Below are 18,192 nucleotides of genomic sequence, written 5' to 3' on the forward strand. Positions count from 1 at the left end.
TCCTCTCAGATGCGAGAGGGCCATAAGAGGCCGGCATGAGCACCACGATCGACTATTACGAACTGCTCGAATGCGAGCGCACCGCGGACGCAGGCACGATCAAGTCCGCGTATCGCAAGCTCGCGATGAAGTACCATCCCGACAAGAATGCCGGCTGCAAGGATTCCGAGGCCAAGTTCAAGGCCGTCAGCGAAGCGTACGACTGCCTGAAGGACCCGCAGAAGCGCGCCGCCTATGACCGCTACGGTCACGCTGCGTTTCAGAATGGCGGCGCAGGCGGCGGTCCTCAGGATTTCGGCGGCTTTTCCGACATTTTCGAGAGCGTCTTCGGCGAGTTCATGGGCGGTCGGCAGCAGGGCGGGCGGCAGCAGCGCCGTGGTGCCGATTTGCGCTACGACATGGAGATCACGCTCGAAGAAGCGTACCACGGCAAGCAGACCGACATCACCGTCGACATCTCGGTCGCGTGCGACACCTGCCACGGCTCGGGCGCGAAGCCCGGCACCCACGCGCACCAGTGCAAAACCTGCGCCGGTCACGGCAAGGTCCGCGCGCAGCAGGGCTTCTTCGTCGTCGAGCGCGCCTGCCCTGCCTGCCACGGTTCGGGCGAGGTGATCGACACGCCGTGCAGCGACTGCCGCGGCGAGGGCCGGGTCGAACAGACCAAGACCTTGAACGTCAACGTGCCCCCCGGCGTCGACGAGGGCACGCGCGTGCGCTTGTCTGGCGAGGGTGAGGCGGGTGCACGCGGCGCGCCTCCGGGCGACCTGTACATCTTCCTCCACGTCAAACGGCACAATCTGTTCGAGCGCGAGGGCACGACGCTGTTCGCCCACGCCCCGATCAGCTTCACGACCGCGTCACTCGGCGGCACGATGTCGATTCCCGGCCTCGACGGTCGCACGCACGAGATTCGCATCCCCGCGGGCATCCAATCGGGCAAGCAGCTACGCCAGCGCGGCGCGGGCATGCCGGTGTTGCAAGGCCGCGGTCATGGCGACCTGGTGATCCAGATCGACGTCGAGACACCGACCAAGCTCTCGACCCGTCAGCGCGAGCTGCTGGAACTGTTCCGCGAAACTGAGACGGGCGAAGAATGCCCGCAGAGCCAGGGCTTCTTCTCGCGGCTCAAGAACGCGTTCGCCGGGGAATGAGCGAGATTTCGGAAGTGAAGACGGCCGCGCAGCGCTGCGGCCTCGTCGCGGTCGTCGGCGCGCCCAACGCGGGCAAGTCGACGCTCGTCAACGCGCTCGTCGGGCAGAAGGTCGCGATCGTTAGCCCCAAGGCGCAGACGACGCGCACCAAGCTGATGGGCGTCGCGATCCGTGACGAGACGCAATTGCTGCTGGTCGACACGCCCGGTATCTTCGAGCCCAAGCGCCGCTTCGACCGCGCGATGGTCGCGGCCGCCTGGGGCGGCGCGGAGGGCGCGGACGTGATCGCTTTGGTGGTCGATGCCAAGGGTGGGCTCGGCCCCAAGGTAACGGAGATCGCCGAGGCGCTGAAAGGCCGTTCCGAGCCGATCTACCTCGTGCTCAACAAGGTCGACCTCGCCGACAAGCCCAAGCTGCTGCTCCACGCCGAGCGGCTGAACGCGATGCTGCCGTTCGCCGAAACCTTCTTCATCTCCGCGCAAACCGGCGACGGTGTGAAGGAGCTAAAGGACGCGTTCGCCGCCGCGATGCCCGCGGGTCCGTGGCATTATCCCGAGGATCAGGTATCCGACGCCAGCGAGCGCGCGCTCGCCGCCGAGGTGACGCGCGAGCAGCTCTACCTGCAGCTCCACGCAGAACTGCCCTATGCGAGCGTGGTCGAGACCGAGAAGTTCGAGGAACGCGAGGACGGATCGGCCGAGATCCACCAGCAGATCCTCGTCGAGCGCGTGACGCAGCGCGCGATCGTGCTCGGCAAGGGCGGCGCGCGCATCCGCGAGATCGGCGCGCGCGCGCGAGCCGAGCTGGCAGTACTGCTCGACCGCCCGGTGCACCTCTACCTCCACGTCAAGGTCAAGCCCGACTGGGACGAGGACCGCAGCGTTTACCGCGATCTCGGGCTCGACTGGGTCGATTAAGCTAGCGCGCCGCCGCCGCGCTCGCTTCCACGCGCGCGCGGTCGGCGAGCATCACGGTCGACGATGCCTTCGCGAGGGCCTTGCCATGCTCGTCGCTCAACCGTCCTTCGACGAAACAGGTCGAGCGCCCGCGCCGCTCGACCCAGCCCTCCGCGACCACCACGCCGGGCCGCGCCGGTGCGAAGAAGCTGACCTTCAACTCCAGCGACATCGGCGTGACTCCGTCGCGTGCCATCGCGATCGCGGCATGCGCCATCGCGGCGTCGATCCAGCCGGTGACGAACCCGCCCTGCACCACCCCACCCGAGTGGCACATGTGTGCACTCGCCAAATACTCGATCCGCGCACGCCCGGCGGGGTCCATGTCAACGACGCGGATCAGCCCGAGCGTTTGGCTTAATTCGCCGATATTCTCGCTCATCTCGCGCCCTCGCCGATCATCTCCTCGACCCAGGCGGGGACTAGCACGCCGGCGGGTCCGAGCCTCGTTTCGTTGAACCAGTTGCTCCCCGCCGATCGTTCCAGATTGAGCTCCAGCGTGCGCGCACCATGATGCGCCGCCAGTTGGACGAACCCGGCCGCGGGATAGACCGCGCCCGAGGTGCCGATCGAGACGAACAGATCGCACCTCGCGATCGCAGTCTCGATCCGGTCCATGCCGTACGGCATCTCGCCGAAGAACACGATGTCGGGACGCAGGGAGTCCTCGCCGCAATCCGGACAGGACGCGCCGGGCGGCAGCGAGCCCGTCCACTCGCGGTGGATACCGCACAGCGCACATAAGGACGACCGCAACGCACCATGCATGTGGAGCATCCGCGTCGTCCCTGCGCGTTCGTGCAGATCGTCAACGTTCTGCGTGACGACGAGCAACTCGCCCGTCCACGCGGCATCGAGCCGGGCGAGCGCGACATGCGCGGCGTTTGGCGCGACGTCGTCGAGGGCAGCGCGGCGCGCGTCGTAGAACCGGTGAACGAGCGCCGCGTCAGCCACCAGCGCCTCGGGCGTGCACACGTCCTCGACCCGGTGCCCTTCCCACAAGCCGCCTGGGCCGCGGAAGGTCGCGATCCCGCTCTCGGCCGAAATGCCCGCACCGGTCTGGACGACGAGATTGCGTATATGGCTCATCATGACAGCCTAACGCACGCCCTTCGGCCTCGCCAGCGCGGCAGCGTAAGCTGCGGAAATTGGACGGCCTTGATGAACGCGTCGTTGTTTCTGGTTCATGCAACCCGTGCCATTTTGATGTCGTTACACCCCTAGCAACAACGACACCGGGAGACTGTATATGCGTAATTTCATGCTTGCCTTGGGCGCGACCACGATGGTCCTGCCGACGCTGATCGCGACGACGCACGACGCCGATGCGCGCAAGCGTCATTCGTACCGCGAGTGGCGCGGCAACGACGGACGGCTGCGCTGCCGCAAGCCGAACGGCACGACCGGACTGGTCGTTGGCGGCGTCGCCGGGGCGCTGGTGGGCCGCACCATCGACACGAGGGGCGACCGGACGCTCGGCACGCTGCTGGGTGGTGCCGGTGGCGCGCTGGCGGGTCGCGAGATCGAGCGCAGCGGGGATCGCCGCTGCCGTTGATCGGCCGATGACGACCACCGAGGTCGACGATTGATTGCAACCGAAACGGACGGGTGTGGTTCTCTCAGGCGAACCGCACCCGTTTTAACATTAATCAAGGAGCAATCATGTCGGTCAGAAGCGCATCCGCCCGCTACGAAGGTCTGGGCAAGGACGGCAAGGGTCACGTGTCGACGCAGTCGGGCGTGCTGTCCGACAACGCCTACGGCTTCAACACCCGATTCGAAAACGAGCCGGGCACCAATCCCGAGGAACTGATCGCCGCCGCGCACGCGAGCTGCTTCACCATGGCGTTGAGCTTTGCACTGGCGCAGGCAGGGCACAGCGATGGTACACTCGAGACGAACGCCATGATCACGCTCGACAAGGACGGGGACGGCTTAAAGATCAGCGAGTGGGCCCTTGAGCTGACTGCCGAGGTACCCGGCATCGAGCAGGACGAGTTCGAGCGGATTGCCAATGAAGCCAAGGCCAATTGCCCCGTGTCCAAGTTGTTGAATGCCGAGATTACCCTCACTCACACGCTGAAGACTGCGTGAACGTGTTGTAGTTTTCGGTTCACGCAACCGACGACGAGAGCGGGGGTTCTTGTTTCATCACTGACGACGGAGTTGTTTGATGCGTATCATGCTTGCCGCGGCCATTGCCGCTACCGCGCTCGGCACCACGCCCGCCCTCGCCCAGAACCCGTATCAGGCCGGGCGCGAGTACAACCGCGACGTGCGCGATGCGCGTCAGGAATATCGTGAGGATCTGCGCGACGCTGACAGCCGCCGCGATGTGCGCAACGCCCGCCGAGAATATCGCGAGAACGTGCGCGACGCGCGCCGCGATTATCGCAACGACGTACGCGATTGGCGGCAGAGCAACCGCTACGACTACAATCGGTTCGAGCCGGGTCAGCGCGGCTATTATGCCGACCGCTACTACCGCGATGGCCGCTACTATCAGGAGCGAGCGCTCGGCCGTAACGACCGAATCTATCGCGGCCGCGACAACCGCTATTATTGCCGCCGTAACGATGGCACGACCGGGCTGGTCGTCGGCGGTCTTGCAGGCGGCGCGCTCGGCAACGTGATCGCGGGCGGCGGCTCGCGCCTGCTCGGCACCCTTATCGGTGCGGGTGGCGGTGCGTTGCTCGGCCAGTCGGTCGATCGCGGCAACGTCCGCTGCCGCTGATTTGACCTATGCGTTTCAGAAAGGGTCCGGTGTAACGCCGGGCCCTTTTGCGCGTCTCAGATGATACCGCCGCCCAGCATCAATCGCGCGGCGAAGATCACGATCAGGATGAGGTTCAGGTTACGGCCCGAGTTCGACGATGAGAGCGCGCCGACCGCCGCTCCAACAATCGCGATTGGAATGACGAACCAGTAGCCCCAGGCGAAAAACGGCAGGAACGGCACGATGCCGAGCACCAGCGCGACAAGGCCGATCAGGATCGAGAGGATGTTGAACATGACGCCGATGTGGCCCGCCAGTCGGTGTCTTGCAAGAGTGACACACATTTCGTCACACTGTTCCTTAATCGGCGGTGTTGCATGAAGCCGTGGATCATTCGCACCGCGATGGACCCGATGACCCGCTTCCTCCTGCCTCTCTTCTCCATGCTCGCGCTCGCCGGTTGCGGCGACACGCCCGATGAGGCGGCTTCACCCGCGCCCGCGGCACTCGCAACGAGCACCGCAGCGTCGGTACCCGCGGCCGATCCGGCGCTGACGGCCGCTTTGCGCGACCAGATCATGGTCGACCCGGCCCTGGTGCAACAGGCGAACGCCGACACCATCCGTCCGCCGACGCAACCGCGAAGCGGCGCGGTACCGCCGGTCGACATCGCCGCCGCGGCGCACGCGCAGCCTGCCGCGCTGACCACCTCACCTGGCGAAACGCTGCGCAGCGCACCCGCCCCGACCGGTAACTGCCGGCAGTGCGCGATCGCGCGCCAGTCGCTGACGCTCGGCGCTCTCGCCGAGGCGCAGGGCGGCCGCGTCGGGCAATGCGCCGCCAACGTCGACTATTCGGCCGGCTGGGCCAATCGACTGCCGCGTGGGCTTCCGCTCTACCCCGATGCTCGCGTCGCCGAGGCCGCGGGCGCGGACGGGCAAGGCTGCGCGCTGCGCGTCGTCAGCTTCTCGAGCGCGGCGCCGATGCAGCGCCTGCTCGACTGGTATTACACCAAGGCATCGGGCGCGGGGTATAGCGCCGAGCACCACGCCGACGGGGCCGAACACGTACTCGCGGGCAATCGTCGCGGCGGTGGCACGTTCATGGCGACGATGCGCGCGCGTGCGGACGGTGGCACCGATGTCGACCTGATGGCTGACGGTGGCTGAACGCGCATGATCGCGGCGCGGACGGCCGCCGACTCTGTCCTCGTCTGAGTGCCTGTCAGTACGCAGCTAGACGGCGCGGCCCAGTGACGCGCATTTCTTTCGCGGACGTTTCGCGATAGGGCGCGGTGATGAACGCGCTTATTCCCGTCATGGCAGGCGGCGCGCTCGGCTCGGCCGGGCGCTACCTGACCGGACGTTTCACGTTATCTTTGTTCGGTCCTGATTGGCCGTGGGGCACGATGACCGTCAATCTGCTGGGCGGTCTGCTGATGGGGCTGCTCACCGGCCTGCTCGCGCGCGTGTCCGCGCCAGAGGGATGGCGGCTGTTCCTGGCGATCGGGGTGCTCGGCGGGTTCACCACGTTCTCGTCCTTCTCGCTCGACACCGTCGCGATGATCGAGCGCGGCGCGGTGGCGCCGGCACTCGGCTACGTGCTCGTCTCCGTGATCGGGTCGATCGCGGCATTGTTCGCCGGCCTCTCGATCGTGCGGGTGGCGGCATGAACAAGGTCGTCGAGAACGTCCGTCAGTTCGTCATCGCGCCCGACGACGACGGCATCCGCGTCGACCGCTGGTTCAAGCGTCACCTCGACGCGACAAGCTTCACCACGGTCGCCAAATGGGCGCGCACCGGACAGCTTCGCCTCGATGGCGCGCGTGTTGGGCCAGGCGACCGCGTCCAGGCCGGGCAAACGTTGCGCATCCCGCCGGTCGAGGCGGCGCGCACGGCCGCGCGACCGCAGCGCGAGCGCACGCCCCTCACCGCGGACGAGCAGGCGTTCGCGCAGGAAATGGTGATTCACCGCGACGCGCAGGCGCTGGTGCTCAACAAGCCGCCGGGCCTCGCGACGCAGGGCGGTACCAAGACCACCACGCACGTTGACGGCCTGCTCGACGCATTGCAGGACGACGCTGACGGTCGCCCCAAGTTGGTCCACCGGCTCGACAAGGACACCTCGGGCGCATTGCTGGTAGCGCGCACCTCGCGTGCTGCGGCCTCCTTCGCCAAGGCGTTCTCGGGCCGCACCGCCAAGAAGATCTATTGGGCGCTGGTCGTCGGCGTTCCCTCGATCGACGACGGCATGATCGAGCTGCCGATCGCCAAGCAGCCCGGCACCGGCGGCGAGAAGATGCACGTCGATGAGGCCGAGGGTCAGGCCGCGCGAAGCCGCTACCGCGTGATCGAACGCGCGGGCAATCGCACCTGCTGGGTCGAGCTGCAACCACTGACCGGGCGCACGCATCAGTTGCGCGTCCACATGGCGGCGATCGGCCACCCGATCGTCGGCGACGGCAAATACGGCGGCCCCGCGGCGTTCCTGACCGGCGGGATCAGCCGCAAGATGCACCTCCACGCGCGCCGCATCCGTGTCGATCATCCCGACGGCGGCGAGATCGACGTGACCGCGGAGCTGCCGCAGCATTTCGCCGAGAGCCTGGCGAGCCTGGGCTTCGAGGAAATGGCGGGCAATTCCATGCCGATCAACGACTTCGTGCCGCCTACGCGCGAGGAGCAGAAGGCTAAGGCGCGCGCGCATGCCAAGGGCGTGCGCAAGGCGCGGCGTGGCGAACGACGCGGACGCGGCAGTCGCGACGGCTGATCGGTTGATGCAGGTCGAGGCTAACGGATATTCCTTCGCCTCGACCTGCCCGCGTCAGACCGCGCCGCTGCCCAGATAGGTCCAGCCCGCATAGCCGAACAACAGCAGCGACGCCGCGCTGGTGATGCCGACCAGTACGTAACCGATCGCGGTCAGCATCGCGGGGTTCGGGCGGCGCTGCTTCGCATTGCGCGACGCACCCGACATGACGAAGGTCATCAACAAGCCGTAGGTAAAGGCAACCGCACCGAACATCGAACATCACCCGCTCAGACCGCCCATCTCCCCGCGGTCGCGCGACCGTTAATCATATCCAGGTTAGCGAACCTAGCACCCTTCGTTACATTCATCGCGTCATCCCAACGCCTTGCCGCCTGCACGCGGATCGTTCGTGATGGTTGACGATTGTGGACGCCGCGTCGGCGATGACAAAGCGGGTGCGTGGCTGCTACGGCGTGGCATGCCGCACGCTCCTGCCCGCCTCGCAATCTTCGACTGCGACGGCACGCTCGTCGACAGCCATGCCAACATCTGCCGCGCGATGGAGGCGGCGTTCGCGGGCGTGCGCGTCGACGCGCCCTCGCGTGAGGCGATCCGCGGCATCGTCGGGCTGAGCCTGGTCGAAGCCGTCGCCGCGCTCGCCCCCGATGCCGACGCGGGCTTCCACGCAGCGGTTGCGGACGATTACAAGACCGCGTTCCAACATATGCGCGCCGAGGGTCTGCTCGACGCGGAGCCGCTGTACGACGGGTTGGTCGACGCGCTCGACGAGCTGGCCGACGAAGGATGGATCTTCGGGGTGGCGACCGGCAAGTCAGACCGCGGGCTCGCCCACGTGCTCGCACATCACGGGTTGTCGACGCGCTTCGTCACGCTTCAGACCGCCGATCGTCACCCGTCGAAACCGCATCCCTCGATGATCCACGCCGCGCTGGCGGAGGCCGGCGCTGATCCCAATCTGGCGGTCATGATCGGCGACACGAGTTACGACATGGAGATGGCGCGCGCCGCGGGCGTGCGCGCGATCGGGGTCACCTGGGGCTATCACGACGAAGCGGTACTGCACGCGAGCGGGGCGCACGCGGTTGTGCACCGCTATTGTGATCTAGCGGCTGCAATGGTGCCTGAGGCTACGGCATGAGCGATCCCGCGCTGCCGCGTTGGGCGGCCTTGTCGGCGGTGCGCATCATCGGCAGCTTCGGTGCGGTGTTGGGCGTACTTCTGGTCGGGCGCGCGGAGACGACCGGACCAAAGGTGCTCGGGATTGTGATCGTGCTGGCGGCGCTGTGGATGCTCGCAACGGTGCCCCGCGCGCTCGCCGCGCGCTGGCGGAGCCCGCAATGAAGCGGTTCTGGCGCGAGGTCGCGATCGACGCTGAGCACGTGGTGCGCCTGGATGATCGCCCGGTGCGCACGCCTGGTCGAGCGCCGCTGGCGCTACCGAGCGCGGCCCTGGCCGATGCGGTGGCGGATGAATGGCGCGCGGTCGGCGACACGATCGATCCGCGAACCATGCCGCTGACCGGGCTCGCCAATGCCGCGATCGACCGCGTCGCGCCCGACGTGGTGGGTTTCGCGCGTGGCATCGCGGCTTACGCCGATAGCGACCTGTTCTACTACCGTGCCGATCAACCACCGGAGCTCGCGGAGCGGCAGGCCGCCGCATGGGACCCGCTGCTCCATTGGGCGCGCGAGCGGTACGACGTGCATTTCGAGCCGGTCGCGGGCATCGTCCACCACGCGCAGCCCGCCGCTACGGTGCAGCGGCTGAGCGATGCGGTTGCAGCGCGAAACGCCTTCGCGCTGGTGCCGCTGTCGCCATTGGTGACGATCACCGGCACGCTGGTCGGCACGCTCGCGCTCACCGAGGGGGCCATCGACGCGGACACCCTATGGGACGCGGCGCACGTCGATGAGGATTGGCAGGCGGAGCATTGGGGCGAGGACAGCCTGGCGGCCCAGGCACGCGCACATCGCCGCGGCGAATACGACGCCGCCGCACGGTTCCTGTCACTGCTCTAAAGCGTGCCCCTCAGGCGGGGGTCCGCAGCTTGCGGATGAAACCGATCAGCCCGGTCTGACGCGAGCGCTTGAGGCGCTCTGCGGCCAGAATGGTGCGGACGTGCGCGTAGCATTGCTCGACATCGTCGTTGACCAGCACGTAATCGTAACCGTCCCAGTGGCTGATCTCGTTCGACGCACGCGCCATGCGGCGGTCGATCACCTCGATCGCGTCGGTGTTGCGATTGAGCAGGCGCTTGTGCAGCTCCTCCATCGACGGCGGCAGGATGAATACGCGCACCACGTCGCCGCCCGCGATCTGATGGAGCTGTTGCGCGCCCTGCCAGTCGATGTCGAACAGCACGTCCTTGCCCGCGGCCAGCATCTCCTCGACCGGTGCGCGCGGCGTGCCGTAGCGCTGGTCGAACACGTGCGCCCATTCGAGAAACTCGTGGGCGGACACCATCTCGCGGAAGCGTTCGAGCGAGACGAAGTGATAGTCGCGCCCGTCCTCCTCACCCGGCCGGATCGCGCGCGTCGTCGCCGACACCGACAGCGACAATTCGGGTTCGCTCGCCAGCAATTTGCGCGCGATCGTCGATTTGCCCGCGCCCGACGGCGAGGACAGCACGAACAGCACGCCGCGTCGCTTGAAATTGTGGGTGTCGGGGTGGGGGGTGCCGTCCATGCGCGCCTCTGGCCCGCGCGGTGCCGCGGCGTCAAGTCGCACGCGCCCGCAACCGCACGGTTGCGCGGTCGGCGTAGCGCAGCGGACACGCCCCGCTTGCGACTTCAGCGCAGCCGCGCGGCGTGCCAGGCGACGTGATCGGCCATGAAGGTCGACACGAACAGGTAACTGTGATCGTAGCCCGGCTGCATCCTGAGCTCGAGCGCGATGCCGGCGTCAGCGCAGGCGCGGGCGAGCAGCTCGGGGCGCAATTGCTCGTACAGGAAATTGTCCGCGTTACCCTGATCGACCAGCAACTCGGAAACGCGCGCACCATCCTCGATCAGCGCCACCGCGTCGTGCCGCCGCTTCATCGCCTGATCGTCACCCAGGTAGCGGTCGAGCGCGCTGCCCCATGGCACCTGGGTCGGCGCGACGATCGGCGCGAAGGCGGACACCGAGCGGAACCGATCGGGATGGCGCAGCGCCACCGTGAGCGCGCCGTGCCCGCCCATCGAATGACCGGTGATCCCCTGCCGCGCCATGTCGACCGGGAACGCTTGGCCGACGAGCGTGGGCAGTTCTTCGGTCACGTAGCGCCACATGTTGAAATTGGCCGACCACGGCGCCTCGGTCGCGTCGACGTAGAAGCCCGCGCCCTGCGCAAAATCCCACGCATCCTCGTCGGGCACGTCGTCCCCGCGCGGGCTGGTATCGGGCGCGACGAAGATCACGCGCTGCTCGGCGCAGGCGCGGCGAAACTCGCCCTTGTCGGTGACGTTAGCGTGGGTGCAGGTCAGCCCCGACAGATACCAGAGCACCGGCAGTCGCTCGCCGGCCGCGTGCTCGGGCACGAAGACCGAGAAGGTCATGTCCGTGCCCGTCGCGGCGGAGGCGTGGCGGTACACGCCCTGCACCCCGCCGTGCGACCGTACCTGAGTTACCGTCTCCAGCCCCGCCACGGCTGCCTGCTCCTCGCTCACGCCGCAGCGGGCGTCTGGGCCGCCGGCATCCGGTGCAGCGCGCACAATTTGTTGCCGTCGGGGTCGCGCAGATAGGCGAGGTACAGGCTCATGCCACTGCCGCTGCGCACGCCTGGCGCGTCCTCGATCGCGGTGCCGCCCGCCTTGACCCCCGCCTTGTGCCACGCATCCGCCTGTTCGGGACCGTCAACCGTGAAGCCGATCGTGCTGCCGTTGCCGTGGGTCGCGGCCTCGCCGTCGATCGGCTTGGTCACCAGGAACAGGCTGCCGTTGTGGCTGTAGATCAGCCGGCCCTTCGGGTCCTGGAACCCGGGCTTGCCGCCGATCGACGCGAACAGGTGATCGTAGAACTTCTTGGAACGATCCAGGTCGTTCGACCCGACCATCATGTGGCTGAACATCGTCACTCTCCCTTTTTATGGCCGCTCGGATCGGCGGCGTTAGTAGATCACCACGCTGCGAATCGACTCGCCCGCGTGCATCAGGTCGAACCCCTTGTTGATCTCGTCCAGCGTCAACCGGTGCGTGATCATCGGGTCGATCTCGATTAAGCCGTTCATGTACCAGTCGACGATCTTCGGCGTGTCGGTGCGCCCGCGTGCGCCGCCGAACGCGGTGCCGCGCCACACGCGCCCGGTGACGAGCTGGAACGGGCGCGTGGCGATCTCCTTGCCCGCTTCCGCTACGCCGATCACGATCGACTCGCCCCAGCCACGATGGGCGCTTTCCAGCGCCTGCCGCATCACCACCGTGTTGCCTGTGCAATCGAAGGTGTAGTCGCCGCCGCCATCGGTCATCGCGATCAGATGCTGCACCACGTCGCCGACGTTCTTGGGGTTGACGAACGCGGTCATGCCGAAGCGGCGACCCCATTCCTCGCGATCAGGATTGATGTCGACGCCAATGATGTTGAGCGCGCCGGCGAGCTTCGCGCCCTGGATGACGTTCAATCCGATCCCGCCGAGCCCGAACACGATCACGGTCGAGCCGGGCTCCACCTTGGCGGTGTTAACCACCGCGCCAACGCCGGTGGTGACGCCGCAACCGACGTAGCAGCTCGTGTCGAACGGTGCATCGGGGCGGATCTTGGCGACCGCGATCTCAGGCAGCACGGTGAAGTTCGAGAAGGTCGAACAGCCCATGTAATGAAAAATCGGCTGGCCCTTGTAGCTGAACCGCGTCGTCCCGTCGGGCATTAGCCCCTTGCCTTGCGTGGCGCGGATCGCGGTGCACAGGTTGGTCTTCTGGCTCAGGCACGACTTACACTGACGGCACTCGGGCGTGTAGAGCGGGATCACGTGGTCGCCGACTGCGACGCTCGTCACCCCCGCGCCCGCCTCGCGCACGATGCCCGCCCCCTCATGCCCGAGCACGCTGGGGAACAGCCCCTCGCTGTCCAATCCGTCGAGCGTATAGGCGTCGGTGTGGCAGATGCCGGTCGCCATGATCTCGACCAGCACCTCGCCGGCCTTCGGCCCTTCCAGGTCGAGCTCGACGATCTCCAGCGGCTTCTTCGCCTCGAATGCGACGGCTGCACGAGTTTTCATGAGCGTTCCTTCAATTTCTCGCCGCGCGACCTCAGGCCGCGCTCACCAGCAACTTGTCGATGCGCCGGCCGTCGAGGTCGACCACCTCGAACCGCCAGCCCTGTTCCTCGAAATGCTCGCCCTCCCCCGGCAGCTTGCGGAATGCGGCCAACGCCAGCCCCGCGACCGTCGCGTAATCGCGATCGTCGGGCAGCTCGATTCCCAGCCGATCGGCCAGCGCGTCCGCCGCCATTGTGCCTGCGACCAGCAACGATCCATCCTCGCGCTCGACCACATTGGGCGCTTCGTCCGGGTCGGCATCCGAGGCGAACTCGCCCGCGATCGCCGCCAGCAGGTTGGCCGGCGTCACCACGCCTTCGAAATGGCCGTATTCGTCATGGATCAGCGCCATCGGCACGTCGGCGCGGCGCAGCGCGTCGAGCGCATCCATCGCATCGATCTGATCGACCACCACCGGCGCCTTGCGCACCAGCCGGGCGAGGTCGAGCGCCTCGCCGCGGAACAGCGCCGCCGCCACGTCGCGCGCCTGCACGACGCCAACCACCGCGTCGATCGACCCGTCACACACCGGCAGGCGGCTGTGCGGCGAGGCAAGCAGCTTGGCGCGCAGTTCCGCCTCGCCCAGCGTCATGTCGATCCAGTCGACCTCGGTGCGCGGCGTCATCACCTCGCGCACCGGGCGGTCGGCGAGCCGCACCACGCCCGAGATGATCGAACGCTCATGCTCCTCGATCACGCCCGACTTGCTCGCCTCAGCGACCATCAGGTGCAGCTCCTCGGCCGTCACCTGATCCTCGTTCTCGCGGTTCAGCCGCAACAGGCGAAAGATCAGCGCGCTGCTCTGGTCGAGCAGCCAGCCAAGCGGCTTGGTCGCGGTCGCGATATAGGTCATCGGCAGCGCGACGATCGACGCGATCGTCTCGGGCGAGCGCAGGGCGATCTGCTTGGGCACCAGCTCGCCGATGATCAGCGACGCGTAGGTGGTCAGCCCGATCACCAGCGCAAAGCCGACCGTCTCCGCGGTATGGTGCGACAGCCCCAGCAGCTCCAGTCGCGCCGCGGTCGGCGTGCCGAGACTCGCACCCGAATAGGCGCCCGCCAGGATGCCGATCAGCGTGATGCCGATCTGCACGGTCGACAGGAACTTGCCGGGATCGGACGCGAGCTTGATCGCCGCCGCGGCACCGCGCCGGCCGCTGCGCGCCATCGCCTCCAGCCGCGCCTTGCGCGCGGACACGATCGCGAGCTCGCTCATCGCGAAGACGCCATTCAGCGCGACCAGCGCGAGAATGATCAGGACGTCGAACCAGGGGAACGGCGGTAACATGGCTGCCGTGACCATTGGCGGCAAAGTGCCTCGCGAACAATCCGCTTTCTCTTACCGCGCGATCGATCCACGCGATCGACCCACGCCACCGACGACGTGCCCGCGCCTGCTCCGTCAGCCCGCGTTCAGCCCGGCGGCATCAGTGCACAACCGGAACAATCACCGGCATCGTCCCGTTTCGGGCGAATGATCTTGATGAAAGGGAGAAGAATGAAGCTGCCGTCCAAGTTCCTCGCCGCCGCCGCGACGCTGTCGCTCGTCACCACCGCCGCCTGCACCACCGATCCGGAAACCGGCGAGCGCCGCATCAGCAAGACTGCGATCGGTGGCATCGGCGGTGCGCTGGGCGGTTATCTGCTCGGCGACCTGGTCGGTGGTCGCCGCGACCGGACCGAGAAGATCCTTGGCGCGGGCATCGGCGGCATCGCGGGCGCGGGGATCGGCGCGTACATGGACAAGCAGGAGCGCGAGATGCGCGCGCGCACCGCAGGCACCGATGTCGAGGTCGTGCGCCAGGGCGACGACCTGCTGCTGAACATCCCGTCGGGCATCAACTTCGCGTATAATTCGGCCAACGTGCAGCCGCAGTTCCGTACCACGCTCGACAAGGTCGCCTCGGTGCTGGCCGATTATCCCAACACCTATATCGACGTGTACGGACATACCGATTCGACCGGCAGCGACGCGTACAACCAGGATCTGTCGGAACGCCGCGCCGTGTCGGTCGCGGATTACCTGTCGAGCCACGGTGTTCAGTCGGCGCGCATCGCCACCAAGGGTTTCGGCGAGACGCAGCCGATCGAGTCGAATGAGACCGAGCAGGGCCGCGCCGCCAACCGCCGCGTCGAGATCAAGGTCGTACCGATCTCGCAGAACGATCTGCCACCGCGCTGAGGCGAATGCTTCCACGGTCGGACTAAATGGAGCGGCGTGGCGCATGTGCCACGCCGCTCCTTCTCGTTTTGGACTGTTGGTGAGTCGAACAGGGCAATGCGACCGCCACCTCCGCGACTGGCGGAGCGCCCCCTCGTCCGTGGTCTGCGCTCACCGCCTCGCGGCAAAGAAGTCGCGCAGCAGCGCCGAGGCTTCCCGCTCACCAATACCGGCGAACACCTCGGGACGATGGTGACAGGTGGGTTGCGCGAAGAAGCGCGCACCATGCGCGACCGCGCCGCCCTTCTCGTCGTCTGCCCCGAAATAAAGTCGCGCGATCCGCGCGTGCGAGATCGCACCGGCACACATAGTGCACGGCTCCAGTGTCACCCACAAATCGCAGTCGCCCAGCCGATCGCGTTGCAGCACCTGCGCGGCGCGACGGATGACGAGCATCTCGGCATGGGCGGTCGGATCGAGCAGCGCGCGCGGCGCGTTGGCGGCGATCGCGACGATCTTGCCGGCGTGAACGACGACCGCCCCGACCGGCACCTCACCCGCGCGCGCGGCGTCGCCGGCAGCGTCGAGCGCGGCACGCATCGCAGGGGGTAGCGGAAACATCGCACCGCCCTGCCGCAATCAGGCGTGTCGCGGAAGTCAGCGCTTACTGCTGCGGTGCGGCTTCACCGGGCTTCTGCACCTTGACGTCGGGCACGGCGACCGTCTTGTTCTCCGTGCCGATCGAAATGCGGCCTACGTCGGCGTTGAACTTGGGCGCCTGCCCACCTTCGAGCCGCGGCAATTGTGCCGGCTGCGTCTGGTCGAAACGAAGGAATCCTGTCAGCATCGCGGCGAGGACCGCCAGCGCAACGATGCCCAGCATCACCAGAAACGAGCGCATGATCATTCTCCCCGTCGATTCGCTGCCGCAACAACGCGACATGCTCGCGCGGGTTGCAGATCACCTGATTTGGCGAGCGAAGGGCGCGTGCGACCTGATAGCCCACGACTTGACCGCGCGCGACTTCGCCACTATCGAGACCGGCTTTCCGGGCAACCGTATTTCAGGATTTCAACCATGTCGCGCATCTGCGAGCTGACCGGCAAGGGCCGGCAGGTGGGTAACAACGTTTCCCACGCCAACAACAAGACCAAGCGCACGTTCCTGCCGAACCTGCAGAACGTCACGCTGATCTCCGACGCGCTCGATCGCTCGGTCCGTCTGCGCGTGTCGACCAACGGCCTGCGCTCGGTTGAGCACAACGGCGGTCTCGACAACTGGCTGGTCAAGACCAACGACGAGAAGCTGTCGCTGAAGGCGCGTCGCCTGAAGCGCGAGATCGTCAAGAAGCGCGCCGCGGAGCCGGTCGCCGCTTAACGCCTCCGATTGCACGGTGTTCGAACGGCCTGCCATTCAGCGAATGGCGGGCCGCTTCGCGTTAGCGCTCACCTACGTAAGATGTTTATCCCTCGCGTCGGCAATTAATCCAGACGGAATTTGATCAGCAGCGTCGGGCGATACCAGGCGAGATCATTGTCGGTGACGATCCACAGCATCGTGCGCCCGCGCTCTTGCGTAACTGCCAAACCTTCAGGATTTTCGCCGAGCAGCGGCGGATCCCAGCGCGCGATCTCCCGACCCGCGATCGTGACATCGGGTCTGATGTCGGCAACCGTGATACGCACCAGCACGGCATAGAAGCGCAACCGGCTGAAACGCCGATTAAGCACCAGCAGATCGCCGTTCGGCAGCACCGCGGCGTCGCTGGGATTGTAGCCGGTCGGCGGGCGATAGCGGAACCGGTCGATCGTCACTGCGCGCGCAGTCGGATCACCGCCGAAGATCAGCGCTTCGCGCACGCTGCGCCTGCCGTTTGCACGCGACTGCTCGCTGATGACGACGAAGCGACCGTCGTGCAGCCGCACCATCGACTCGGGTCCGCCATTGACGGGCCATTTGCGCATCGCGCGCGGCGCCACATGCGCCTGTACGCGGGAAAGGTCGGCGGAATAGCGCCAGATCGCGTTGGCGCGTTCATACCCGATCCAGGCGCGCCCTTCCGCGCGATCGATCGCCAGCGACTCGGTGTCGCGGCTCTCCTTCGCCCAGCCGGTATCCGGTCCCGCCGGTAGCGAGCCCGCGGCCCGCGTGGTGAGCCGCCTGTCCGCGATCGTGAAACGCACGTAATTGCCGCCGTCGCTCAGCGCCGTCGCCACGCCGTCTTGGATTGATAGGGCCGAGAAGCCACCAAAGGCGGGATCGCGCGACCACAAACGCAGCGCGCCGACCGGCGTCAACGCACCGATCCGGCGCGGCCAGCCGCCTTCCGGCACGTAGGCAGCGGCATGGACAACCGCGTCTGGTGCGATCAGCGGCAGTCTGTCGAGGCCGGTCCATCCGGGGACCAGCGCAAGCACCAATGCGATCGACAAGGGCCATTTCACCCGCTCGCTCTTAGGGGCGTGCGATTGGGCCGCCTACCCGCACCCGCGCACCCGCCAGCATGAACGAGCGATAACGAGCGCATTCAGGCTCGGCTCAATGCGAATCACCCATAAGCACCTCAACGACGGGGTGATCCCGTCGGCAAGTTTCACGAAGAACGGGAGTTCGTACCATGTTCAAGAACCTGACCCTCGCCGTCTCCGCCCTCGCGATGGGCAGCGCCGCGCTGACCCCGATGGCTGCTGAAGCGCAGCGCTACGGCCACCGCTACGAGCGCAACTATCGTGACGGCTACCGCGACTATGATCGTCGCTACGACAATCGTCGCTACAACTATAACCGTCGCTGCTCGGGCGGCACGACGGGTACGATCGTCGGCGCGATCGCGGGTGGTCTGCTGGGCCGCACGATCGACAGTCGCGGTGACCGCACGCTCGGCACGGTGCTCGGCGGCGTCGGTGGCGCGGTTGCGGGCAATGCGATCGAGAAGTCGAACAATCCGCGGTACTGCCGCTAACGTCTTTGGTCGGCGCGGTGATGGGCTGAAGCTCTCCCGCGCCGCCCTCTCCGTAAGCGTCCGGTGACGGCGTCACCTCAAACGGGCCGGTAGTTCCACGGCAGCAGTTCAGCGACGCGTCGGGCCGGATGGTCTGCGATGCGGCTGATGGTGTCGGCCAGCCAGGCCTCGGGGTCGACGCCGTTGAGCCTGGCGGTTTCCACTAGGCTGTAGATGCTGGCGGCGCGGTGCCCGCCC

28 protein-coding genes are annotated in these 18,192 nt (G+C 67.0%); 15 read left to right on the forward strand and 13 right to left on the reverse strand.

The features are described 5' to 3' along the window. Positions 1 to 35 precede the first annotated feature (35 nt). Together dnaJ and era are read left to right on the forward strand one after the other, a co-directional pair. On the forward strand, positions 36 to 1,154 hold the full coding sequence (gene dnaJ / locus Q0579_RS13135; protein ID WP_298813101.1) for a molecular chaperone DnaJ: 1,119 nt from the start codon (positions 36 to 38) through the stop codon (positions 1,152 to 1,154). After that, on the forward strand, positions 1,151 to 2,071 hold the full coding sequence (gene era, locus Q0579_RS13140) for a GTPase Era (protein WP_298813103.1): 921 nt from the start codon (positions 1,151 to 1,153) through the stop codon (positions 2,069 to 2,071). Before dnaJ ends, era begins: the two co-directional genes overlap by 4 nt. Position 2,072: 1 nt before the next feature. On the opposite strand, the gene Q0579_RS13145 is transcribed toward era, so the two are convergent. Both Q0579_RS13145 and Q0579_RS13150 read right to left on the reverse strand, forming a co-directional pair. Beyond that, complete coding sequence (locus tag Q0579_RS13145; protein ID WP_298813105.1) at positions 2,073 to 2,492, reverse strand: PaaI family thioesterase; 420 nt, start codon at positions 2,490 to 2,492, stop codon at positions 2,073 to 2,075. Next, complete coding sequence (locus Q0579_RS13150; RefSeq protein ID WP_298813107.1) at positions 2,489 to 3,199, reverse strand: NAD-dependent deacylase; 711 nt, start codon at positions 3,197 to 3,199, stop codon at positions 2,489 to 2,491. Before Q0579_RS13150 ends, Q0579_RS13145 begins: the two co-directional genes overlap by 4 nt. Before the next feature lie 160 nt (positions 3,200 to 3,359). Between Q0579_RS13150 and Q0579_RS13155 the strand changes: the two genes are divergently transcribed. The 3 genes from Q0579_RS13155 (at position 3,360) to Q0579_RS13165 (ending at position 4,844) form a co-directional block, all read left to right on the forward strand. Continuing rightward, a complete protein-coding gene (locus tag Q0579_RS13155) occupies positions 3,360 to 3,665 on the forward strand; it encodes a glycine zipper 2TM domain-containing protein (RefSeq protein WP_219767998.1) in 306 nt (101 codons plus the stop codon). A 107-nt stretch (positions 3,666 to 3,772) separates the two neighbouring features. Then, positions 3,773 to 4,204: an OsmC family protein gene (locus tag Q0579_RS13160; protein WP_298813110.1), complete on the forward strand. Its 432-nt coding sequence runs from the start codon at positions 3,773 to 3,775 to the stop codon at positions 4,202 to 4,204. Positions 4,205 to 4,283: 79 nt separating this feature from the next. Beyond that, the gene (locus Q0579_RS13165) at positions 4,284 to 4,844 is read left to right on the forward strand and encodes a glycine zipper 2TM domain-containing protein (RefSeq protein ID WP_298813112.1); all 561 of its coding nucleotides are present in this window, start codon (positions 4,284 to 4,286) and stop codon (positions 4,842 to 4,844) included. A 56-nt stretch (positions 4,845 to 4,900) separates the two neighbouring features. Here the strand turns inward: Q0579_RS13165 and Q0579_RS13170 are convergent, their stop codons facing one another. Further along, positions 4,901 to 5,122 carry a hypothetical protein gene (locus Q0579_RS13170; RefSeq protein WP_298813182.1) on the reverse strand — a complete coding sequence of 74 codons (222 nt, stop codon included), beginning with the start codon at positions 5,120 to 5,122 and terminating at the stop codon, positions 4,901 to 4,903. Positions 5,123 to 5,203: 81 nt separating this feature from the next. Between Q0579_RS13170 and Q0579_RS13175 the strand changes: the two genes are divergently transcribed. The 3 genes from Q0579_RS13175 to Q0579_RS13185 all read left to right on the forward strand — a co-directional run bounded on the left by Q0579_RS13175 (position 5,204) and on the right by Q0579_RS13185 (position 7,595). Then, on the forward strand, positions 5,204 to 5,995 hold the full coding sequence (locus Q0579_RS13175; RefSeq protein ID WP_298813114.1) for a hypothetical protein: 792 nt from the start codon (positions 5,204 to 5,206) through the stop codon (positions 5,993 to 5,995). Between the two features lie 128 nt (positions 5,996 to 6,123). Then, positions 6,124 to 6,498, forward strand: coding sequence for a fluoride efflux transporter CrcB (gene crcB / locus Q0579_RS13180; protein WP_298813116.1), 375 nt, complete (start codon positions 6,124 to 6,126; stop codon positions 6,496 to 6,498). Beyond that, positions 6,495 to 7,595: an RluA family pseudouridine synthase gene (locus Q0579_RS13185; protein WP_298813118.1), complete on the forward strand. Its 1,101-nt coding sequence runs from the start codon at positions 6,495 to 6,497 to the stop codon at positions 7,593 to 7,595. Before crcB ends, Q0579_RS13185 begins: the two co-directional genes overlap by 4 nt. Before the next feature lie 54 nt (positions 7,596 to 7,649). Here Q0579_RS13185 and Q0579_RS13190 read toward each other — a convergent pair whose 3' ends face one another. Beyond that, positions 7,650 to 7,850: a hypothetical protein gene (locus tag Q0579_RS13190; RefSeq protein WP_298813120.1), complete on the reverse strand. Its 201-nt coding sequence runs from the start codon at positions 7,848 to 7,850 to the stop codon at positions 7,650 to 7,652. A gap of 205 nt (positions 7,851 to 8,055) precedes the next feature. Between Q0579_RS13190 and Q0579_RS13195 the strand changes: the two genes are divergently transcribed. Genes Q0579_RS13195 through Q0579_RS13205 form a run of 3 tightly spaced genes read left to right on the forward strand, consistent with a single transcriptional unit; the run spans position 8,056 to position 9,616 of the window. After that, complete coding sequence (locus tag Q0579_RS13195) at positions 8,056 to 8,736, forward strand: HAD-IA family hydrolase (protein ID WP_298813184.1); 681 nt, start codon at positions 8,056 to 8,058, stop codon at positions 8,734 to 8,736. Beyond that, a complete protein-coding gene (locus Q0579_RS13200; RefSeq protein ID WP_298813122.1) occupies positions 8,733 to 8,939 on the forward strand; it encodes a hypothetical protein in 207 nt (68 codons plus the stop codon). Before Q0579_RS13195 ends, Q0579_RS13200 begins: the two co-directional genes overlap by 4 nt. Further along, positions 8,936 to 9,616 (forward strand): ATP12 family protein, encoded by a 681-nt coding sequence (locus tag Q0579_RS13205; protein ID WP_298813124.1) that lies wholly within the window; start codon positions 8,936 to 8,938, stop codon positions 9,614 to 9,616. Before Q0579_RS13200 ends, Q0579_RS13205 begins: the two co-directional genes overlap by 4 nt. A 10-nt stretch (positions 9,617 to 9,626) precedes the next feature. On the opposite strand, the gene gmk is transcribed toward Q0579_RS13205, so the two are convergent. The 5 genes from gmk to Q0579_RS13230 form a co-directional block, all read right to left on the reverse strand. Beyond that, positions 9,627 to 10,283, reverse strand: coding sequence for a guanylate kinase (gene gmk / locus Q0579_RS13210; protein ID WP_298813126.1), 657 nt, complete (start codon positions 10,281 to 10,283; stop codon positions 9,627 to 9,629). Positions 10,284 to 10,387: 104 nt separating this feature from the next. Continuing rightward, on the reverse strand, positions 10,388 to 11,245 hold the full coding sequence (fghA, locus tag Q0579_RS13215; RefSeq protein WP_298813128.1) for an S-formylglutathione hydrolase: 858 nt from the start codon (positions 11,243 to 11,245) through the stop codon (positions 10,388 to 10,390). Then, positions 11,242 to 11,646 carry a VOC family protein gene (locus Q0579_RS13220; RefSeq protein ID WP_298813130.1) on the reverse strand — a complete coding sequence of 135 codons (405 nt, stop codon included), beginning with the start codon at positions 11,644 to 11,646 and terminating at the stop codon, positions 11,242 to 11,244. The genes fghA and Q0579_RS13220 overlap by 4 nt, the downstream gene beginning before the upstream one ends. 39 nt (positions 11,647 to 11,685) lie before the next feature. Next, complete coding sequence (locus Q0579_RS13225; protein ID WP_298813132.1) at positions 11,686 to 12,792, reverse strand: S-(hydroxymethyl)glutathione dehydrogenase/class III alcohol dehydrogenase; 1,107 nt, start codon at positions 12,790 to 12,792, stop codon at positions 11,686 to 11,688. 31 nt (positions 12,793 to 12,823) lie between these two features. Next, complete coding sequence (locus Q0579_RS13230) at positions 12,824 to 14,119, reverse strand: hemolysin family protein (protein ID WP_298813135.1); 1,296 nt, start codon at positions 14,117 to 14,119, stop codon at positions 12,824 to 12,826. A 210-nt stretch (positions 14,120 to 14,329) separates the two neighbouring features. Between Q0579_RS13230 and Q0579_RS13235 the strand changes: the two genes are divergently transcribed. Continuing rightward, on the forward strand, positions 14,330 to 15,013 hold the full coding sequence (locus tag Q0579_RS13235) for an OmpA family protein (protein ID WP_298813137.1): 684 nt from the start codon (positions 14,330 to 14,332) through the stop codon (positions 15,011 to 15,013). A 150-nt stretch (positions 15,014 to 15,163) separates the two neighbouring features. Here the strand turns inward: Q0579_RS13235 and Q0579_RS13240 are convergent, their stop codons facing one another. Together Q0579_RS13240 and Q0579_RS13245 are read right to left on the reverse strand one after the other, a co-directional pair. Beyond that, positions 15,164 to 15,592 carry a nucleoside deaminase gene (locus tag Q0579_RS13240; RefSeq protein WP_298813186.1) on the reverse strand — a complete coding sequence of 143 codons (429 nt, stop codon included), beginning with the start codon at positions 15,590 to 15,592 and terminating at the stop codon, positions 15,164 to 15,166. 64 nt (positions 15,593 to 15,656) lie between these two features. After that, the gene (locus Q0579_RS13245) at positions 15,657 to 15,893 is read right to left on the reverse strand and encodes a hypothetical protein (RefSeq protein ID WP_298813139.1); all 237 of its coding nucleotides are present in this window, start codon (positions 15,891 to 15,893) and stop codon (positions 15,657 to 15,659) included. On the opposite strand from Q0579_RS13245, the gene Q0579_RS13250 reads away from it, so the two are divergent. Further along, positions 15,892 to 16,092 (forward strand): hypothetical protein, encoded by a 201-nt coding sequence (locus Q0579_RS13250; protein ID WP_298813141.1) that lies wholly within the window; start codon positions 15,892 to 15,894, stop codon positions 16,090 to 16,092. The genes Q0579_RS13245 and Q0579_RS13250 overlap by 2 nt on opposite strands. Next, positions 16,071 to 16,370 (forward strand): 50S ribosomal protein L28, encoded by a 300-nt coding sequence (rpmB, locus tag Q0579_RS13255; protein ID WP_093005311.1) that lies wholly within the window; start codon positions 16,071 to 16,073, stop codon positions 16,368 to 16,370. Before Q0579_RS13250 ends, rpmB begins: the two co-directional genes overlap by 22 nt. Before the next feature lie 104 nt (positions 16,371 to 16,474). Here rpmB and Q0579_RS13260 read toward each other — a convergent pair whose 3' ends face one another. Continuing rightward, complete coding sequence (locus Q0579_RS13260) at positions 16,475 to 17,437, reverse strand: esterase-like activity of phytase family protein (protein ID WP_298813145.1); 963 nt, start codon at positions 17,435 to 17,437, stop codon at positions 16,475 to 16,477. Positions 17,438 to 17,610: 173 nt separating this feature from the next. Between Q0579_RS13260 and Q0579_RS13265 the strand changes: the two genes are divergently transcribed. After that, the gene (locus tag Q0579_RS13265; RefSeq protein ID WP_298813147.1) at positions 17,611 to 17,955 is read left to right on the forward strand and encodes a glycine zipper 2TM domain-containing protein; all 345 of its coding nucleotides are present in this window, start codon (positions 17,611 to 17,613) and stop codon (positions 17,953 to 17,955) included. 77 nt (positions 17,956 to 18,032) lie between these two features. On the opposite strand, the gene Q0579_RS13270 is transcribed toward Q0579_RS13265, so the two are convergent. Next, the coding region (locus Q0579_RS13270) for a transposase domain-containing protein (RefSeq protein WP_298813188.1) at positions 18,033 to 18,192 on the reverse strand (160 nt) is incomplete at its 5' end.

The organism is uncultured Sphingomonas sp. (assembly GCF_936927845.1).
In the GTDB taxonomy this organism is placed as follows: Bacteria; Pseudomonadota; Alphaproteobacteria; order Sphingomonadales; family Sphingomonadaceae; genus Sphingomonas.

Coding starts and splice junctions, on each gene's coding strand:
- dnaJ (WP_298813101.1), top strand. CDS start 36: ATGAGCACCACGATCGACTATTACGAACTGCTCGAATGCGAGCGCACC.
- era (WP_298813103.1), top strand. CDS start 1,151: ATGAGCGAGATTTCGGAAGTGAAGACGGCCGCGCAGCGCTGCGGCCTC.
- Q0579_RS13145 (WP_298813105.1), bottom strand. CDS start 2,492: ATGAGCGAGAATATCGGCGAATTAAGCCAAACGCTCGGGCTGATCCGC.
- Q0579_RS13150 (WP_298813107.1), bottom strand. CDS start 3,199: ATGAGCCATATACGCAATCTCGTCGTCCAGACCGGTGCGGGCATTTCG.
- Q0579_RS13155 (WP_219767998.1), top strand. CDS start 3,360: ATGCGTAATTTCATGCTTGCCTTGGGCGCGACCACGATGGTCCTGCCG.
- Q0579_RS13160 (WP_298813110.1), top strand. CDS start 3,773: ATGTCGGTCAGAAGCGCATCCGCCCGCTACGAAGGTCTGGGCAAGGAC.
- Q0579_RS13165 (WP_298813112.1), top strand. CDS start 4,284: ATGCGTATCATGCTTGCCGCGGCCATTGCCGCTACCGCGCTCGGCACC.
- Q0579_RS13170 (WP_298813182.1), bottom strand. CDS start 5,122: ATGTTCAACATCCTCTCGATCCTGATCGGCCTTGTCGCGCTGGTGCTC.
- Q0579_RS13175 (WP_298813114.1), top strand. CDS start 5,204: ATGAAGCCGTGGATCATTCGCACCGCGATGGACCCGATGACCCGCTTC.
- crcB (WP_298813116.1), top strand. CDS start 6,124: ATGAACGCGCTTATTCCCGTCATGGCAGGCGGCGCGCTCGGCTCGGCC.
- Q0579_RS13185 (WP_298813118.1), top strand. CDS start 6,495: ATGAACAAGGTCGTCGAGAACGTCCGTCAGTTCGTCATCGCGCCCGAC.
- Q0579_RS13190 (WP_298813120.1), bottom strand. CDS start 7,850: ATGTTCGGTGCGGTTGCCTTTACCTACGGCTTGTTGATGACCTTCGTC.
- Q0579_RS13195 (WP_298813184.1), top strand. CDS start 8,056: ATGCCGCACGCTCCTGCCCGCCTCGCAATCTTCGACTGCGACGGCACG.
- Q0579_RS13200 (WP_298813122.1), top strand. CDS start 8,733: ATGAGCGATCCCGCGCTGCCGCGTTGGGCGGCCTTGTCGGCGGTGCGC.
- Q0579_RS13205 (WP_298813124.1), top strand. CDS start 8,936: ATGAAGCGGTTCTGGCGCGAGGTCGCGATCGACGCTGAGCACGTGGTG.
- gmk (WP_298813126.1), bottom strand. CDS start 10,283: ATGGACGGCACCCCCCACCCCGACACCCACAATTTCAAGCGACGCGGC.
- Q0579_RS13220 (WP_298813130.1), bottom strand. CDS start 11,646: ATGTTCAGCCACATGATGGTCGGGTCGAACGACCTGGATCGTTCCAAG.
- Q0579_RS13225 (WP_298813132.1), bottom strand. CDS start 12,792: ATGAAAACTCGTGCAGCCGTCGCATTCGAGGCGAAGAAGCCGCTGGAG.
- Q0579_RS13230 (WP_298813135.1), bottom strand. CDS start 14,119: ATGTTACCGCCGTTCCCCTGGTTCGACGTCCTGATCATTCTCGCGCTG.
- Q0579_RS13235 (WP_298813137.1), top strand. CDS start 14,330: ATGAAGCTGCCGTCCAAGTTCCTCGCCGCCGCCGCGACGCTGTCGCTC.
- Q0579_RS13240 (WP_298813186.1), bottom strand. CDS start 15,592: ATGCGTGCCGCGCTCGACGCTGCCGGCGACGCCGCGCGCGCGGGTGAG.
- Q0579_RS13250 (WP_298813141.1), top strand. CDS start 15,892: ATGATCATTCTCCCCGTCGATTCGCTGCCGCAACAACGCGACATGCTC.
- Q0579_RS13245 (WP_298813139.1), bottom strand. CDS start 15,893: ATGCGCTCGTTTCTGGTGATGCTGGGCATCGTTGCGCTGGCGGTCCTC.
- rpmB (WP_093005311.1), top strand. CDS start 16,071: ATGTCGCGCATCTGCGAGCTGACCGGCAAGGGCCGGCAGGTGGGTAAC.
- Q0579_RS13265 (WP_298813147.1), top strand. CDS start 17,611: ATGTTCAAGAACCTGACCCTCGCCGTCTCCGCCCTCGCGATGGGCAGC.